The following is a 15743-nucleotide window of genomic DNA, read 5'->3' as shown; positions in this document are numbered from 1 at the left end:
CCGGCTTTCGCCGGGGTTTTTCGTTGAACCGGTGTCACCACCAACGGTGGTGACCTACTTCTTCTTCGGCATGTACAGATCGGTGATCGTACCGTCGTAGATTTCCGCGGCCATCGCCACCGATTCGCTCAGCGTCGGATGCGCGTGGATGGTGTGGCCGATGTCTTCGGCCTCCGCACCCATCTCGATCGCCAGGCCGATCTCGGCCAGCAGATCGCCGGCGTGCACGCCCACGATCGCGCCACCGATGATGCGGTGGGTCTCTTCGTCGAAGATCAGCTTGGTGAAGCCCTCGGTACGACCGATGCCGATCGCACGGCCGCTGGCGGCCCACGGGAACTTGGCCACGCCGACCTTCAGGCCCTTGGCCTTTGCTTCGGTTTCGGTCACGCCGACCCACGCGATTTCCGGATTGGTGTAGGCCACCGACGGAATCACGCGCGCCACCCATTCCTTCTTCTCGCCGGAAGCCACTTCCGCGGCCAGCTTGCCCTCGTGCGTGGCCTTGTGCGCCAGCATCGGGTTGCCGACGATGTCGCCGATCGCAAAGATGTGCGGCACGTTGGTGCGCATCTGGCGGTCGGCCGGGATGAAGCCACGGTCAGTGACCTGCACGCCGGCCTTCTCGGCATCGATCTTTTTGCCGTTCGGCGAGCGGCCCACCGCGACCAGCACGCGGTCGAAGGTGCTGGCGTCCAGACCCGGCTTTTCGCCTTCCACCGCGGCTTCGAAGGACACGGTGATGCCGGCCTTGTCAGCCTTGACGTCGGTCGCCTTGGTCTTCAGGTGAACCTCTACGCCCTGCTTCTTCAGGCGATCGGCCAGCGGCTTGACCAGGTCCTTGTCGGCGCCCGGCATCAGCTGGTCCATGAACTCGACCACGGTCACCTTGCTGCCCAGCGCCGCATACACCGTCGCCATTTCCAGGCCGATGATGCCGCCACCGACCACCAGCAGCGAACCCGGCACTTCGGCCAGCTCCAGCGCATCGGTGGAGTCCATGACGCGCTTGTCGTCCCACGGGAAGTTCGGCAGCTTCACTGCCTGCGAACCGGCGGCGATGATGCACTGCTCGAAACGCAGCAGTTGGGTCTTGCCGTCGTCGCCGACGATCTCCAGCTCATTGGCCGAGACGAACTTCGCCAGGCCCTGCACGGTGCGCACCTTGCGCTGCTTGGCCATGCCGGCCAGGCCCTTGGTCAGCTGGGTGACCACCTTTTCCTTGTAGCCGCGCAGCTTGTCCAGGGTGATGGTCGGCTTGCCGAACTCGACGCCGAAATCACCGGCGTGGGCGACTTCGTCGATCACCGCGGCTGCGTGCAGCAGCGCCTTGGACGGGATGCAGCCCACGTTGAGGCAGACGCCGCCGAGGCTGGCGTAACGCTCGACCAGCACGGTGTCCACGCCCAGGTCGGCCGAGCGGAAGGCGGCGGTGTAGCCGCCCGGGCCTGCGCCCAGCACCACCATCCTGCATTCGATGTCGGCCGGCTTGCCCGAGGACAGCGCCGGCTGCGGCGCGGCCGGTTCGGCCGGGGCGCGGTGCGACGGGGTCACCGGCGGCTTGCTGGCCGGAGCAGCCTCGGCCTTCGGCGCTTCCGCCTTGGCCGGCGCGGCAGGCGCGGCGGCCTCGCCTTCGGCGTCCAGCACCAGCACGACGTCGCCTTCGGAGAGGTTGTCGCCGAGCTTGACCTTGATTTCCTTGACCACACCGGCGGCCGACGACGGCACTTCCAGCGTTGCCTTGTCCGATTCCAGCGTGACCAGACCCTGGTCCTTCTTCACCGTGTCACCCACGGCGACCAGCAGTTCGATCACCGGGACACCGCTGTAATCGCCGATGTCGGGAACCTTGATTTCAATTGCGGCCATTCGTGTTCTCCTGGTGCTCAGCCGGCCTTGCCGCCGAGCAGTTGCTGCAGTTCGTCGAGCGACTCGTCCAGATCTTTCCAGCGACGGTCGAGCTTCTTTTCCTTGGTGTCGCTGGCTTCGATCAGCAGCGCCACCTGTTTCATCATCAGCCGGCCCGCACCGCACTCCGGCCGGGTGCCGCTGTAACGCTGGCCATCCACGGTGAAGGACAGCACGTCACCGTCCAGCACCGGCGCCTTGCGGTCGCCCGGCACCTGCGCGGCCAGCGCGGCCTGCCAGCTGTGCAGCAGCCGCTGCGCCAACGGCGCCGGGATGCTGACCTGGTACTGGTCCGGCTGCTGGTCCACACGCAGTTCCACGCCGCCCTGGCGGGTGCCGCTGTTCCAGCTGTAGACGCGCTTGTCGGCCCGGCTGTAGCGCAGGGTCCATGCCTGGTCCCCGGGACCGGGCAGCAGCGCCACGCCGGTCTCCACGCCACTCTTGGGCAGGCTGACCAGCGACAACGCCCGCTGCGCTTTGCCGTCGAACAGGGTTTCCACTGCCTGGCCGTAGTTGCCGACCGCCGGTGGCCAGCCATGGCCCAGGTCGGACGCGCATTCGCGCGCGCTCGCCTGCGCCATCGGCAGCGCCATCAGCAGCCCGGCCAGGACCAGGCCCTGCTTCACAGCAGGACGCGCCGCATGTCGGCCAGCACCTGCGAGAGGTAGGTGGTGAAGCGGGCGGCCAGTGCGCCGTCGATGACGCGATGGTCATAGCTCAGCGACAGCGGCAGCATCAGCTTCGGGGCGAATTCCTTGCCGTTCCAGACCGGCTGGATCGACGACTTGGACACGCCCAGGATCGCCACTTCCGGTGCATTGACGATCGGAGTGAACGCGGTGCCACCGATGCCGCCCAGCGAGCTGATCGAGAAGCAGCCGCCGCTCATGTCGGCCGGGCCGAGCTTGCCGTCACGGGCCTTCTTGGCCAGTTCGCCGGATTCCTGCGCGATCTGCACCACACCCTTCTTGTCGACGTCGCGGATCACCGGCACGACCAGGCCGCTCGGCGTATCGGCCGCGAAACCGATGTTGAAGTACTTCTTCAGGGTCAGGTTCTCGCCGCTGGCATCCAGCGAGGCGTTGAACTCCGGGAACTTCTTCAGCGCCGCGGCGCTGGCCTTGACCAGGAAGGCGAGCATGGTCAGCTTGATGCCGGCCTTCTCGTTTTCCTTGTTCAGCGCAACGCGCAGGGCTTCCAGCTCGGTGATGTCAGCCTGTTCGAACTGGGTGACATGCGGAATCATCGCCCAGTTGCGGGCCAGGTTCGCGCCGGAGATCTTCTTGATCCGGGACAGCGGCTGGACCTCGACCTCACCGAACTTGCTGAAGTCGACCTTCGGCCAGGGCAGCAGGTTGAGACCGCCACCCGCCGCCACGGTACCGCCGGTGGCAGCGCCGCCGCCGGCCAGGGCCGACTTGACGAACTTCTGCACGTCGGACTTGGTGATGCGGCCACCCTTTTCGGTACCGCTCAGCTGGTTCAGGTCCACGCCCAGCTCGCGGGCGAACACGCGCACGGCCGGCGACGCGTAGGGCACCTTCTGTGGCAGCACGCTGTCGGCGTTGAAGGCGACCGGCGGGCTGGTCGGCGAGCCACCCGACGGGGCAGCGGCGGCCGGGGCCGGCTGGGTCGGCTTGGCGGCGGACTGCTCGATATCACGGGCGGCCAGCTTGTCCGGCTCAGCCTGGGTGGCGACCGGCTCGACCTTGGTCGCGGTCTCGGCGGCTTCCGCCTTGGCGGCCGGGGCCGGCGCAGCAGCAGCGGCCGGCGCGGCGGCCTCTTCGCTGACTTCGATCAGGGCCACGAGCTTGCCCTCGGAGAGGTTGTCGCCGATCTTGACCTTGATTTCCTTGACGATACCGGCCACCGAGGACGGCACTTCCATCGTGGCCTTGTCCGATTCCAGCGTCACCAGACCCTGGTCTTTCTTGACGGTATCTCCAACGGCGACCAGCACCTCGATTACCGGGATATCGCTGTAGTCACCGATATCGGGGACAAGTGCTTCCTTGATTTCGGCCATGGGGAAAACTCCGGCAATCTGGTGTAGGGAATCGCCTATTGTGGGGGCTTCGCGCGCCAGCGCCAACCGGCTTGGCGAATTTTCAGCGCCGCTGTCCCGGGACAGGCTGTTGCAGGCATCTGCTTTGGCCGGATTCGGCTTCGCGCAGCGCAAAGCGGAATTTTCCAGTCGGTACCGTATTGTCCGCGGCTGTCCCCGCCTCAGCGCCGCACGGCATCGGCCAGCGGTTGCCATGCCTCCGCCAGCCGGGGCAATGGCCAGGCAGCGTTGGCGGGGCTGGTGGAGGGAAGCGACCAGACCGGCAGCGCCCGCGCCGGGCCGATCAGCGCCGGGGCAATGAAACGCTGGAACGCGCGGTATGCGGTTCCCCCATTGCAGGCGACCGCACGCAGCGCGGGCAACTTCTCGATCAGTGCACTCAACGCATTGGGCACTTCACTGCCCCGCACGATCGACGCATCCAGGCTGCCGCGCCGCTCACACTGCCCGATCACATCCCACACGCCCACCCCGGCCGCGTTCAGTGCGCGCACGCGATCCGGATAAGGACGTGTCGCGTCGATCCCGCACACCACGCCCATCAGGGGCCAGAACCGATTGCGCGGATGTGCGTAGTACTGCGCGGCCTGCAGCGATGCCACGCCCGGCATCGAGCCGAGGACCAGCACGCGGCAGTCGGTGTTCAGCTGCGCAGGGAAGCCGATGCACGTTGTTGTTTCCATCACACCATCACCAGATGCATGAATGCCAAGCGTTGCATGATCGCCCGTAACTACAGCGGTTTCGCACTGATCGCTGAATGGAAACAACTAAATTTTAACGTGCGTCGGATGCGATTCATATTGCGGGGACTACGGTTGCCTCGCCCCACAACACCGGGGCCCAGAACAAAAACATCCTGAGGAGATTCCCCCATGCGCTCCATCCGTACCCTGACCCTGGCTACCCTGACTGCTCTTGCTTTTGCGCCGGCTGCTTTCGCGCAGGACAGCACTGTTGATACCGCGTCCGGCAAGCACTTCGCCGTGGTCGGCGGCGTCTCGCTGCTGCAGCCGAAGAACGATCCGCTCGATGGCGTGCGCAAGGTGGACGGCGGCCCGGCCCCGACCCTGAGCTTCAGCTACTACATCAACGACAACTGGGCCGTGGAACTGTGGGGCGCAGCCGACAAGTTCGACCACCGCGTGCGCGGCACCGATGGCGCCCGCCTGGGCACCGTCGAGCAGCAGCCGATCGCGCTGAGCGGCCAGTACCACTTCGGCCAGGCCGACAACGTGTTCCGTCCGTTCGTGGGCGCCGGTTACTACGAGTCCAACTTCAGCAATGAAGACCTCGCCAGCGACATCGGCCACATCGGCGTCAAGACCGCCAAGGGCGCGATCGGCACCGTCGGCGTGGACATGAACATCAACAGCACCTGGTTCGCCCGCGCCGATGCCCGCTACATGCATTCGCGCCCGGAGCTGACCGTCAACGGCGAAGGCACCGGCGACAAGGCCAAGCTGGATCCGTGGACCGTGGGCTTCGGCATCGGCGCGCGCTTCTAAGCACGCCGTTCCGCACCATGCAGTACGCACAACGGGCCCCTCGCGGGCCCGTTGTCGTTGTGGAGCAGCGACCTTCATCGGGCGTTGCCGGCCGCTGGCCGAGACTGGACCCCACGACGGACCCCGCCGGTCCGCCCCGGGGAGCCAATGCGCGAGTCCTTCGACATGCTGGTGGTGGGCGGCGGCATCAACGGCGCCGGCATCGCGCGGGATGCCGCCGGGCGGGGCCTCTCGGTGTGCCTGTGCGAGCAGGATGATCTGGCTGCCCACACCTCCAGCGCCAGCACCAAGCTGATCCATGGCGGCCTGCGTTATCTGCAGCAGGGCGAGTTCGCCCTGGTACGCAAGGCGCTCAACGAGCGCGAGACACTGCGCCGGCTGGCACCCCATCTCATCGCGCCCACCGCGTTCGTCCTGCCGCACGCGCGCCATCTGCGATCGGCGTGGATGCTGGGTGCCGGGCTGTGGCTGTATGACCATCTCGGGCAGGCCAATCCCCACTTCCCGCCGTCGCAGCGCATCGACCTGCAGCGCGACCCGCGCGGTGCGGCGCTGAAGGCGAGCTACCGGACCGGTTTCACCTATGCCGATGCGCGCGTCAACGACGCGCGGCTGGTGCTGCTCAACGCCCTCGATGCACATGAGCGCGGCGCCGACATCCGCACACGCACCCGCTGCGAACAACTGATCCGCCACCGCGACCATTGGTGGGCCGTGCTGCGCCGTACCAACGGCGATGTACAGCGGATCCGTGCCCGGTGCGTGGTCAACGCGAGTGGCCCGTGGGCCGGCACGGTGCTGGAACGTGCGGGGCTGGATGCGCCGCTCGGGCTGCGCCTCGTGCAGGGCAGCCACCTGGTGGTGCCGCGGCTGTTCGCGCACGACAGCGCCTACCTGTTCCAGCAACCCGACCAGCGCGTGGTGTTCGCGATTCCCTTCGAACAGGACTTCACGCTGATCGGCACCACCGACACCGATTACGACGGCGACCCCGCGCAGGCGCGGCCGCGTGCGGACGAGGAAACGTATCTGCTCGCTGCGGTGAACCGCTTCGTCCGCCTCCCGGTGCGCGCCGAGGACATCGTCTGGCGCTACAGCGGGGTGCGCCCGCTGCTGGCCGATCATCACCGCGATGCGTCGCGGGTCACCCGCGACTACCGGCTGGAACTGGACATCGCCGGCGCGCCGCTGCTGAGCGTACTCGGCGGCAAGCTCACCACCTACCGCGCATTGGCCGAGGAAGCGCTTGGGCGCCTCTCGCCTTCGCTGCCGGAGATGGGGTCGGCATGGACGGCCGGTGGACCGCCGCTGCCGGGTGGCGATGGCGGTGATGCCGCCCAGGTGGCGGGCACGTTGCAGCACGACCACCCTCGCCTGCCGCCTGCCCTGCTGCAGCGCCTGGCCAGCAGCTATGGCACCCGTGCGCGTGATCTCCTGGCGGGTGCACAGACGCTCGAGGCGCTGGGCCCGGACCACGGCGGCGGCCTCCACGACCGCGAGCTGGACTACCTCATCGCGCACGAATGGGCCTGCACCGCCGACGACGTGCTGTGGCGCCGCAGCCATCTCGGCCTGCGCCTGGATGCTGGCCAGCACGCGGCATTGGCAGCCACCCTGCAGGCGCGTGTTTCGATGCCGTAGGCTGTGTGCAGGCACCACCGCAAGGCATCGGTTTCCACGGAGCAGACCATGGACAAGCAATATGTGCTCGCCATCGACCAGGGCACGACCAGCTCGCGCGCCATCCTGTTCGACCGCGCCGGGCGCATCGCCGGCAGCGCGCAACGCGAGTTCACCCAGATTTTTCCGCAGCCGGGCTGGGTCGAACATGACCCGCGCGACATCCTGACCAGCGTCTACACCACGATCACCGAGCTGTTGAACCGGTACCAGGTCGACCCGCGCACGATCGCCGGCATCGGCATCACCAACCAGCGCGAGACCACCGTGGTCTGGGACAAGGCCACCGGCCAGCCCATCCACAACGCGGTGGTATGGCAGTCACGGCAGAGCCACGCGATCTGCGAACAGCTCAAGGCCGCCGGCCACGAGCCGCTGATCCGGCGCAGGACCGGGCTGTTGATCGATGCGTATTTCTCGGCGACCAAGATCCGCTGGATCCTCGATCACGTCGAGGGCGCGCAGTCGCGGGCCGAACGCGGCGAACTGCTGTTCGGCACCATCGACAGCTGGTTGATCTGGAACCTCAGTGGTCGCCAGGCGCACGTCACCGACGTCACCAATGCCGCGCGCACGCTGCTGTTCGACATCCATGCACTGCAGTGGGACGACGAGCTACTGGCGCTGTTCAACATCCCGCGCGTGATGCTGCCGCAGGTGCGCAGCTCCAGCGAGGTGTACGCCACGACCCAGCCGCAGTTCTTCTTCGATCAGCATCTGCCGATCGCCGGCATCGCCGGCGACCAGCAGGCCGCGTTGTTCGGCCAGGCCTGTTTCGAGCCGGGCATGGCCAAGAACACCTATGGCACCGGCTGTTTCATGCTGATGAACACCGGCGACAAGGCCGTCACCTCCGAGAATGGCCTGCTCACCACCATCGCCTGGGGTATCGATGGGCACGTGGAGTACGCGCTGGAAGGGTCGATCTTCGTCGCCGGCTCGGTCGTGCAGTGGCTGCGCGACGGGCTGCGCATGTTCGGCAAATCCAGCGACTGCCAGGCCTACGCCGAGCGCGCTGCCGACAACGGCGGCGTGTACCTGGTGCCGGCCTTCGTCGGGCTGGGTGCACCGTACTGGCGCAGCGATGTCCGTGGCGCGATGTTCGGCCTGACCCGCGGCACCACCAAGGAGCATTTCATCCGCGCCGCGGTGGAATCGATGGCTTACCAGACCCGCGACGTGCTGGCGGCGATGCAGGCCGATGCCGGGATCGAGCTGAAGGAACTGCGCGCCGACGGCGGCGCGATCGCCAATGACTTCATGGCGCAGTTCCAGAGCGACATCCTCGGCGTGCCGGTGCTGCGCCCTCAGGTGGCCGAAACCACCGCGCTGGGCGCAGCGTACCTGGCCGGCCTGGCCACCGGGTTCTGGAGCAGCCGGGCCGAGATCGCCGAACAATGGGCGGTGGACCGACGCTTCACCCCGCAGATGCCGGCGGACCAGCGCGAGGCGCTGTACGCCGGATGGCAGCAGGCGGTGGACGCGACGATGGGGTTCCGCGTGGGGTGACCCCTCAGAATGCCGGGAGGACCGCGCCCTTGTACTTCTCGGCGATGAAGGCCTTCACTTCCGGACCGGTCAGGGCTTTGGCCAGCTGTTGCACGCGGGCGTCGTCCTTGTTGTCAGGACGCGCGACCAGGAAGTTCACGTACGGCGAATCCTTGCTTTCGATCGCCAGCGCGTCCTCGGTCGGGTTGAGTCCGGCATCGAGCGCGTAATTGGTATTGATCAGGGCCAGGTCGACCTGGTCCAGCACGCGCGGCAGCATCGCCGAGTCCAGCTCACGGAACTTGAGCTGCTTCGGGTTGGCGATGATGTCGCGCTGGGTGGCCAGTGCGTTGGTCGGATCCTTCAGCGTGATCACACCCGCCTTGTGCAGCAGGATCAGCGCGCGGCTGTTGTTGCTCGGGTCGTTGGGGATCACCACATCGGCGCCGTTGGGCAGCGCATCCAGTGATTTGAAACGACGCGAGTACGCACCGAAGGGCTCGATGTGCACGCCGATCACCTTGACCAGGTCGGTCTTGCGGTCGCGGTTGTAGGCGTCCAGGTAGGGCTCGGTCTGGAAATAGTTCACGTCGACCTGCTTCTGCACCAGCTGGTCGTTGGGCTGCACGTAGTCGTTGAACACGCGCACGTCCAGGGTCAAGCCTTCCTTCTCCAGGATCGGCTTGACCACGGCGAGGATCTCGGCGTGCGGCACGGCGGTCGCGGCCACCACCAGCTTCTTGGAGTCGTTGGCCGGCTTGCCGCAGGCGGCCAGGGCCAGCGAGGCGGCGAGCAACGGGAGCAGCAGGTACTTTTTCATGGGGGCAGCGGAATCCGTAAGGGCAGCAACGCCCCACGATACCGCACGCCCCGGCCCTTGCGGAATCCGGGGCATATGACCCCACGGCATGAGCCGATGCCGGCCCGGCCGGCTTACTCGTAGCTGGTCAGCGCCAGCGCCAGCAGCGCCTTGGCCTGTTCGCGCAGCATCACCGGCTCGACGATTTCCGCGTCCGAGCCGTAGTGCAGGACATCCATCAACAGCTCGCGCGAGACGCTGTAAGGCAGTTTGAGTTCGTACCGGCCATCGGGCAGGAAGCGGCCCTGCTGCTTGGAATGCCAATGCTCATCGGCCACCCAGCGCGCGGCCTTGGCACTGAACACGATCGTGGCCCAGCCCTTGGGCGGACCGGAGAAGATGCCGTAGCTGGCGCCCAGCTGCTCGTCCAGCTCGGTCTCGTCCACGTCGCGCGCGGTGGTATCGATCACGCGAGCCTTGTAGATGCGGTCCACCGCGAAGCTGCGCAGGCCCTCGCGGCCGTGGTCCCAGGCATCCAGGTACCAGTTGTCGCGGTAATGCGTCATCCGCTGCGGCGACACGGTGCGCTGGGTGGCCTCGTCGGTGGAGCGGGCCCGGTACTCGAACGCCAGCTGCTTGCGCTCCAGCACCGCCGAGGCCACCGCGCGGAAACTGGCTTCATCGAACTTGCGGCCGCGGTGCGGGATGACCCGGACCCGGTCGACCGGCCAGGTCGAGACGCCGGCCTGTGCCGCCAGCAGGCCTTCGATGCGCTGCTGCAGCGGGGCCAGCACCGAAGACAGCACGCCCCCACCGGTGCGCGAGAGCAGGTGCTGGGAGGCCAGCAGCGCGTGCAGCTCTTCCGAGCTGAGCCAAAGGCCCGGCAGCTCGAAGCGGTCGCTTTCGTCGGCCTGGTAGCGGAATCCCGCCTCGCCATCGCCTTCCACCGGGGCCATCAGCGCATCGCGCAGGAAGGCCAGGTCGCGGTAGACAGTCGCGCGGGAACACTCCAGTTTTTCCTGCAGTGCCGCCACCGTTACCGGATAACGAGCGGACTTGAGCAGGCGATGCAGGGCGTTGATGCGTTCATATCGGTCCATGACCCGATTATGTCCGAGTCGCCGTCGTTGTGGCGGCTTCAGCGGCATCTTCGGCTATCGTGGGGCCCCATCGCCTGCTTCTGCCCGTCATGCGCCTGTTGCCCGCCCTTGCCCTGTCCGCCGCCGCCCTGCTGTCGGGGGGCTGTGGGCGCACTGAAACGCCCGCGGCCACCGTGCCTGCCGCGACGGCACCGGCCGCCGACCCGGTCGGCACCGTGCTGGCCGCCAGCCAGCGCTTCGGCCAGCTGCGCAGCTTCCACGCGGTGATGAAGATGCAGGGCCCGCGCGCCCTCGAAGCGCAGATGGACTACGTGGCCCCGGACCGCTACCGGCTGATCACCGACGATGGCCCGCAGACGATCATCGGCGGCACCTTCTTCCTCCAGCGCGCCGGCGAAGTGCGCCAGGTCCCGGTGCCCGAAGGGATGCTGGCCCAGTGGCGCAATCCGCTGCCGGCGGATCTGGAGCCGGCGCAGCTGCAGGTGCGCGACCTCGGCGAAGAACGCGCCGGCGGCCAGCGCGCCCACAAATACGAGGTGCGCCACGCGACCGCCGCGCCCGATGGCCTGCTCTACTGGGTCAATGCGCAGGGCCTGCCGGTGCAGATCGAACGCAAGGGCCAGACCAACGGGCAGCCGTTCCGGATCACCGTGACCTATTCGCGCTTCGACGATGCCTCGCTGCGGATCGACGTTCCCTGAACAGGGATCAAGGCCGAACGGGCCCTAAAGCCGGGGCCCGTCGCCGAATGTGACGCAGAACGCATCAAGTATCATCCCCCCCTTGTTGTCCCTCCCCCCTTGTCCGATCACGGAGAACCGTTGATGTCCCTGCGCGTTTCGTTGCTTGTTCCCCTGCTGCTCTGCGCCCCGGCGGTTTATGCACAGGACGTTGCCGAACTGGCGGCGATGACCTCCCCCTGGAGCGGCAGTGGCGGTGAACTGGGCTTTGCCTCGGCCCGTGGCAACAGCAATACCGAGAGCTTCAACGGTCGTCTGCGCCTGCGCTACACCGACGATGACTGGGTGCACAGCATGGACCTGTTCGGCCTGCGCTCGCGCTCGGAGTACACCGATACCAACGATGACGGCACCACCATCCGCCGCCGCAACACCACCGCCAACCGCTACACCGGCAGTGCCGGCAGCGCGCTGCAGCTGGGCGAACACCGCCAGATCACCGCGACGGTGCGTTACGAGCGCGACGATTTCGCCACCTACGACCGCCAGAGTTCGTTCGGTCTGGGTTACGGCACCCGGATCATCGACAGCGAGCGCTTCTACATGGACGCGCAGATCGGCCCCGGTGTGCGCCGCACCCACAACACCGAAGACGACGCGACCCGCACCGGCCTGATCGGTCGTGGCCTGTTCGACCTCAAGTACACGCTGACCCCGAACACCGATCTGGTCAACACGCTGCTGGTCGAGTCGGGCTCGTACAACACCTTCGCGCAAAACGATTTCGGCGTGTCCGTGAGCATGAACGAGCACCTGGCACTGAAGGCCGGCTGGCAGGCGCGCCACAACAGCGACGTCGCCGAAGACAAGCGCAAGACCGATACGCTGACCACCATGAACGTGGTCTACAAGTTCAAGTGATCGCCGCGGGCGCCTGTGCGCCCGCCGTCGTGATGTAGTGCCGGCCGCTGGCCGGCTCACTGCACACCCATCGCGTCAGGTAGTGCCGGCCGCTGGCCGGCTACCCGGAACCTTGCGCGACCTGGACTGCCGGCCAGCGGCCGGCACTACACCGCCAGCAGTTCGCCGGCACCGGCATCGAGCAGGCCGCGCGCCACGCGCTGGCCCAGGCCTTCCGGATCACTTGCCGGCCCGCGCGCTTCCGCGCGCACCAGGCGACCGTCGGCGACACCGCCGACCAGCCCCTGCAGGAACAGATCCTCGCCTTCCCACTGCGCGAACCCGGCCACCGGCACATGGCAGCTGCCGTGCAGTGCGCGGTTCATGGCGCGCTCGGCCTCCACGCAGGCACGCGTATCGGCATCGTCCAGTGCAGCAAACAGCGCCATCACCTGCGCATCCTCGCCATTGCATTCGACGGTCACCGCGCCCTGCGCCGGCGCCGGCAGCCACGCCGGCGCAGCCAGCCGCGCGACGATGCGGTTGCCCAGGCCCAACCGCTCCAGCCCCGCTACCGCCAGCACGATCGCGTCGTAACCGCCGTTGTCGAGCTTGGCCAGGCGCGTGTTGACGTTGCCGCGCAGGTCCGACAGCTCGAGATCAGGACGCAGCGCGCGCAACTGGGCCTGCCGGCGCAGCGATGACGTACCCACGCGCGCGCCGATCGGCAGTGCCTCCAGCGAGGCGTACAGGTTGGAAATGAATCCGTCGGCCGCGTCGTGGCGGGTCAGCATCGCCGGCAACGCGAACGGCGCATCCAGTTCCATCGGCACATCCTTGAGCGAGTGCACGGCGCAGTCCGCCTCGCCACGCAGCATCGCCAGCTCCAGTTCCTTGAGGAACAGGCCCTTGCCGCCGATCGCGGCCAGCGAGCGGTCCAGCACCTCGTCGCCGCGCGTGCTCATCGGCACCAGCACCACGTCCAGCCCGGGATGGGCCTGGCGCAGGCGGTCGGCGACGTATTCGCTCTGCCAGAGGGCAAGCGGGCTCTTTCGGGTGGCGATGCGCAGGGTCTTCATGGCGCCATTATCGACGCACAGGGGCGTATCGACCAATGGCGTGCGGCCGCCGGGTTACAGGTGCTTGAGTTCCTGCTTCAGGCTGGCCACGCAGCGGCGGCTGACTTCCAGCGGCGCGTGCCCGTGCCGCAGCACGGCCTGGACCTGGCCTGCCCCATTTCGTCGCAGCTCGACCAGCTCGTGGCGGGCGACCAGGCAATTGCGGTGGATGCGCACGAAGCGGTTGCCGAATTCCTCTTCCAGCGACTTCAGCGATTCCTCCAGCAGGTCTTCGCCGCGGGCGTGGTGCACCACGACGTACTTCTCCTCCGCCTGGAGATAGTGGATGTCCTCGACCGGAATCAGCCGCAGGCTGCCGCGCAGGCGCGCGCACAGCAGTGTGCGGGCCTGCTGGCTGGCGGCCGCCGCCGGTCCGCTGCGGCCGGCCAGGAAGGTCCGCGCGCGCTCCAGTGCCGCAGCCAGGCGCTCGGGGCGCACCGGCTTCATCAGGTAGTCGATGGCGGCGGCCTCGAACGCGGAAAGCGCATGCGCGTCGTAGGCGGTGCAGAACACCACCGCCGGGCGCGGCTCGAAGGTCGCCAGGTGACGCGCGGCCTCCAGCCCGTCCAGGCCGGGCATGGCGATATCAAGCAGGACCAGGTCCGGTTGCAGTTCGGCACAGGCATGCAGCGCCTGCTCGCCGTTCTCGGCCTCGGCCACGACCTCGATGCCAGCCTGGTCGGCGAGCAGGGAGCGCAGGCGCTCGCGGGCCAGCGGTTCGTCGTCGGCGATCACCACCTTCAAGACAGTTTCCTCACTGGACCGGGACCGTGATTTCGCAAGCATAGTAGCCGTCGGCCCACGCCCCCGTCATCCGCGCCGCCGGGCCGAAGCGCCAGGCCAGGCGATGGGCGATGTTGCGCTGTGCGTGGCCCGCGCCCTGGAGCAGCGGCAGCCCGCGCGTGGCCGGGTCCGGCGCCGGGTTGCGCACGCGGATGCGTAGGCTGGTGCCATCGCTCGACAACGCCAGCACGATGGTGCCGCCGGCCGGCACCCGCGAGATGCCGTGCAGCACCGCGTTCTCGACCAGCGGCTGCAGCACCAGCCGCGGCATCGGCAACGACCACGGCAACGGTTCGTCGCGCAGCCAGATCACCTTCAGGCGTTCGCCCAGGCGCAGCGATTCGATCGAGAGATAGCGTTCGGCCAGTTCGCACTCGGCCTGCAGGGTGGAATCGCCCTCGCCCGCGCCCAACGCCGCGCGGAACAGATCGGACAGGTCGAGTACCGCGCGCTCGGCCACGTCCGGATCGCGGCGCAGCAGGCTGGCGATCAGGTTCATGCTGTTGAACAGAAAGTGCGGGCGGATGCGCGCCTGCAGCGCATCGGCCTGCGCCTGCGCGTTGGCCAGCATCTGCGCGCTGCCGCGATCGCTGACGTAGAAGTAGCGCAGCGCCAGCGCGGAAATCAGCGCGGTCATCGCCGCGCTGCCGAGCGTGAACCGCCAGAACCCGACGGTCTGGGCGAAGCTGCTGCCACCGAGCACGCCGTACAGCGCGTGCACGATCGCCGCACAGGCAGCGGCGATCAGGCCGGTCATCAGCACCACCAGCACCATGCCCGGCACTTCGGGCAGGCGCGAGAGCATCGCACGCACGCTGCACAGGCAGACCGTGACCGCCAGCGCCAGCCACAGCGCGAAACCACTGGCCGAGAGGAAATCCGTCGCGGTCCAATGGCGGCTCCCATCGGGTGCGAGCGCGACCACCACCACGACCAGTTCGGCCAACCCGAGCATCGCCGCCAGCCGCGGCAGGCGGCACAGCTCGGGCAACCAGGACTGCTGGCGCGGGTCGCTCATGGGATCAGGCGGCGAAGCGCGCCTCGAGCCATTCGCCCAGCGCGTGCAGTTCCTCGGCGCAGACCTGGTGGGCCATCGTATAGGTGTGCCACTCCACCGGCAGGCCGAGCACGCCAAGGGTCTGAGCGGTGTGCTCGGCGATCGCCACCGGAATCACCGGATCCTGCGTGCCGTGCGCCATGAACACCGGCACGCTGATCGCATCGGCCACCCGCGCGGCGGCCGCCTTGGCCGGATCCGGGAGGTAGGTCGACAGCGCGATCAGCCCGGCCAGCGGGCGCGTGCGGCGCAGCAGCGCGCTGAGGATCACCGCCCCGCCCTGCGAGAAACCGGCCAGCAGGATGCGTTCGGCCGGGATGCCGCGCGCGATCTCGCGCTCGATCAGCAGTTCCAGCTCGACGATCGAGGCCTCCACGCCAGCGCTGTCCGCGCGCGAGCGGAAGTCCATGCTGACGATGTCGTACCAGGCGCGCATCGGCACGCCGTTGTTGATCGTGATCGGCTGCACCGGCGCATGCGGGAACACGAAGCGGATCGCCGGCCAGTGCGGGCGCACCAGTTCGGGCACGATCGGGGCGAAGTCATGGCCATCGGCACCCAGGCCATGCAGCCACAGCACCGACCACTGCGGGTCGGCGCCGGTTTCGTTTTCCACGGTATCCAGCATCAGGCGGCTCCAGTACGTTCAAGCCGCAT

Annotated in this window: 15 protein-coding genes; 5 read left to right on the top strand and 10 right to left on the bottom strand. The window is 67.8% G+C overall.

Annotated elements, in window-relative coordinates; genetic code table 11:
* Nucleotides 1-54: 54 nt before the first annotated feature.
* The 4 genes from lpdA to HH110_RS02140 all read right to left on the bottom strand — a co-directional run bounded on the left by lpdA (nt 55) and on the right by HH110_RS02140 (nt 4656).
* Nucleotides 55-1869 carry a dihydrolipoyl dehydrogenase gene (gene lpdA / locus HH110_RS02155; protein ID WP_176988110.1) on the bottom strand — a complete coding sequence of 605 codons (1815 nt, stop codon included), beginning with the start codon at nt 1867-1869 and terminating at the stop codon, nt 55-57.
* Between the two features lie 17 nt (nt 1870-1886).
* Complete coding sequence (locus HH110_RS02150; protein WP_176988481.1) at nt 1887-2501, bottom strand: hypothetical protein; 615 nt, start codon at nt 2499-2501, stop codon at nt 1887-1889.
* Between the two features lie 29 nt (nt 2502-2530).
* A complete protein-coding gene (aceF, locus tag HH110_RS02145; protein ID WP_176988109.1) occupies nt 2531-3934 on the bottom strand; it encodes a dihydrolipoyllysine-residue acetyltransferase in 1404 nt (467 codons plus the stop codon).
* Nucleotides 3935-4134: 200 nt separating this feature from the next.
* Nucleotides 4135-4656: a DNA-deoxyinosine glycosylase gene (locus HH110_RS02140; protein ID WP_176988480.1), complete on the bottom strand. Its 522-nt coding sequence runs from the start codon at nt 4654-4656 to the stop codon at nt 4135-4137.
* 192 nt (nt 4657-4848) lie between these two features.
* On the opposite strand from HH110_RS02140, the gene HH110_RS02135 reads away from it, so the two are divergent.
* The 3 genes from HH110_RS02135 (at nt 4849) to glpK (ending at nt 8670) form a co-directional block, all read left to right on the top strand.
* Nucleotides 4849-5481 (top strand): OmpW family protein, encoded by a 633-nt coding sequence (locus HH110_RS02135; RefSeq protein ID WP_019183623.1) that lies wholly within the window; start codon nt 4849-4851, stop codon nt 5479-5481.
* A 147-nt stretch (nt 5482-5628) separates the two neighbouring features.
* Nucleotides 5629-7122, top strand: coding sequence for a glycerol-3-phosphate dehydrogenase (gene glpD / locus HH110_RS02130; protein WP_176988108.1), 1494 nt, complete (start codon nt 5629-5631; stop codon nt 7120-7122).
* Nucleotides 7123-7170: 48 nt separating this feature from the next.
* On the top strand, nt 7171-8670 hold the full coding sequence (gene glpK / locus HH110_RS02125) for a glycerol kinase GlpK (protein WP_176988107.1): 1500 nt from the start codon (nt 7171-7173) through the stop codon (nt 8668-8670).
* 4 nt (nt 8671-8674) lie between these two features.
* Here glpK and HH110_RS02120 read toward each other — a convergent pair whose 3' ends face one another.
* Both HH110_RS02120 and HH110_RS02115 read right to left on the bottom strand, forming a co-directional pair.
* Nucleotides 8675-9469 carry a MetQ/NlpA family ABC transporter substrate-binding protein gene (locus HH110_RS02120; RefSeq protein ID WP_176988106.1) on the bottom strand — a complete coding sequence of 265 codons (795 nt, stop codon included), beginning with the start codon at nt 9467-9469 and terminating at the stop codon, nt 8675-8677.
* 113 nt (nt 9470-9582) lie between these two features.
* Nucleotides 9583-10548 carry a YafY family protein gene (locus tag HH110_RS02115; RefSeq protein ID WP_121040104.1) on the bottom strand — a complete coding sequence of 322 codons (966 nt, stop codon included), beginning with the start codon at nt 10546-10548 and terminating at the stop codon, nt 9583-9585.
* Nucleotides 10549-10637: 89 nt separating this feature from the next.
* Between HH110_RS02115 and HH110_RS02110 the strand changes: the two genes are divergently transcribed.
* Nucleotides 10638-11249, top strand: a complete 612-nt coding sequence (locus HH110_RS02110; protein ID WP_176988105.1) for a hypothetical protein — start codon at nt 10638-10640, stop codon at nt 11247-11249.
* A 123-nt stretch (nt 11250-11372) separates the two neighbouring features.
* A complete protein-coding gene (locus HH110_RS02105) occupies nt 11373-12149 on the top strand; it encodes a YdiY family protein (RefSeq protein ID WP_176988104.1) in 777 nt (258 codons plus the stop codon).
* A gap of 146 nt (nt 12150-12295) precedes the next feature.
* On the opposite strand, the gene hemC is transcribed toward HH110_RS02105, so the two are convergent.
* The 4 genes from hemC to HH110_RS02085 are packed head-to-tail and all read right to left on the bottom strand — an operon-like array spanning nt 12296 to nt 15717.
* A complete protein-coding gene (hemC, locus tag HH110_RS02100) occupies nt 12296-13207 on the bottom strand; it encodes a hydroxymethylbilane synthase (protein WP_176988103.1) in 912 nt (303 codons plus the stop codon).
* 54 nt (nt 13208-13261) lie between these two features.
* Nucleotides 13262-13990 (bottom strand): LytTR family DNA-binding domain-containing protein, encoded by a 729-nt coding sequence (locus tag HH110_RS02095; protein ID WP_176988102.1) that lies wholly within the window; start codon nt 13988-13990, stop codon nt 13262-13264.
* Between the two features lie 10 nt (nt 13991-14000).
* Nucleotides 14001-15047: a sensor histidine kinase gene (locus HH110_RS02090; protein ID WP_176988101.1), complete on the bottom strand. Its 1047-nt coding sequence runs from the start codon at nt 15045-15047 to the stop codon at nt 14001-14003.
* A 4-nt stretch (nt 15048-15051) separates the two neighbouring features.
* Complete coding sequence (locus tag HH110_RS02085; RefSeq protein WP_176988479.1) at nt 15052-15717, bottom strand: alpha/beta hydrolase; 666 nt, start codon at nt 15715-15717, stop codon at nt 15052-15054.
* Nucleotides 15718-15743 lie beyond the last annotated feature (26 nt).

The sequence above is a fragment of the Stenotrophomonas sp. SAM-B genome (assembly GCF_013387485.1).
In the GTDB taxonomy this organism is placed as follows: domain Bacteria; phylum Pseudomonadota; class Gammaproteobacteria; order Xanthomonadales; family Xanthomonadaceae; genus Stenotrophomonas; species Stenotrophomonas maltophilia_AA.
The sequence above is the reverse complement of the archived record's forward strand: the minus strand, read 5'-3'. Positions and strand labels throughout refer to the sequence as shown.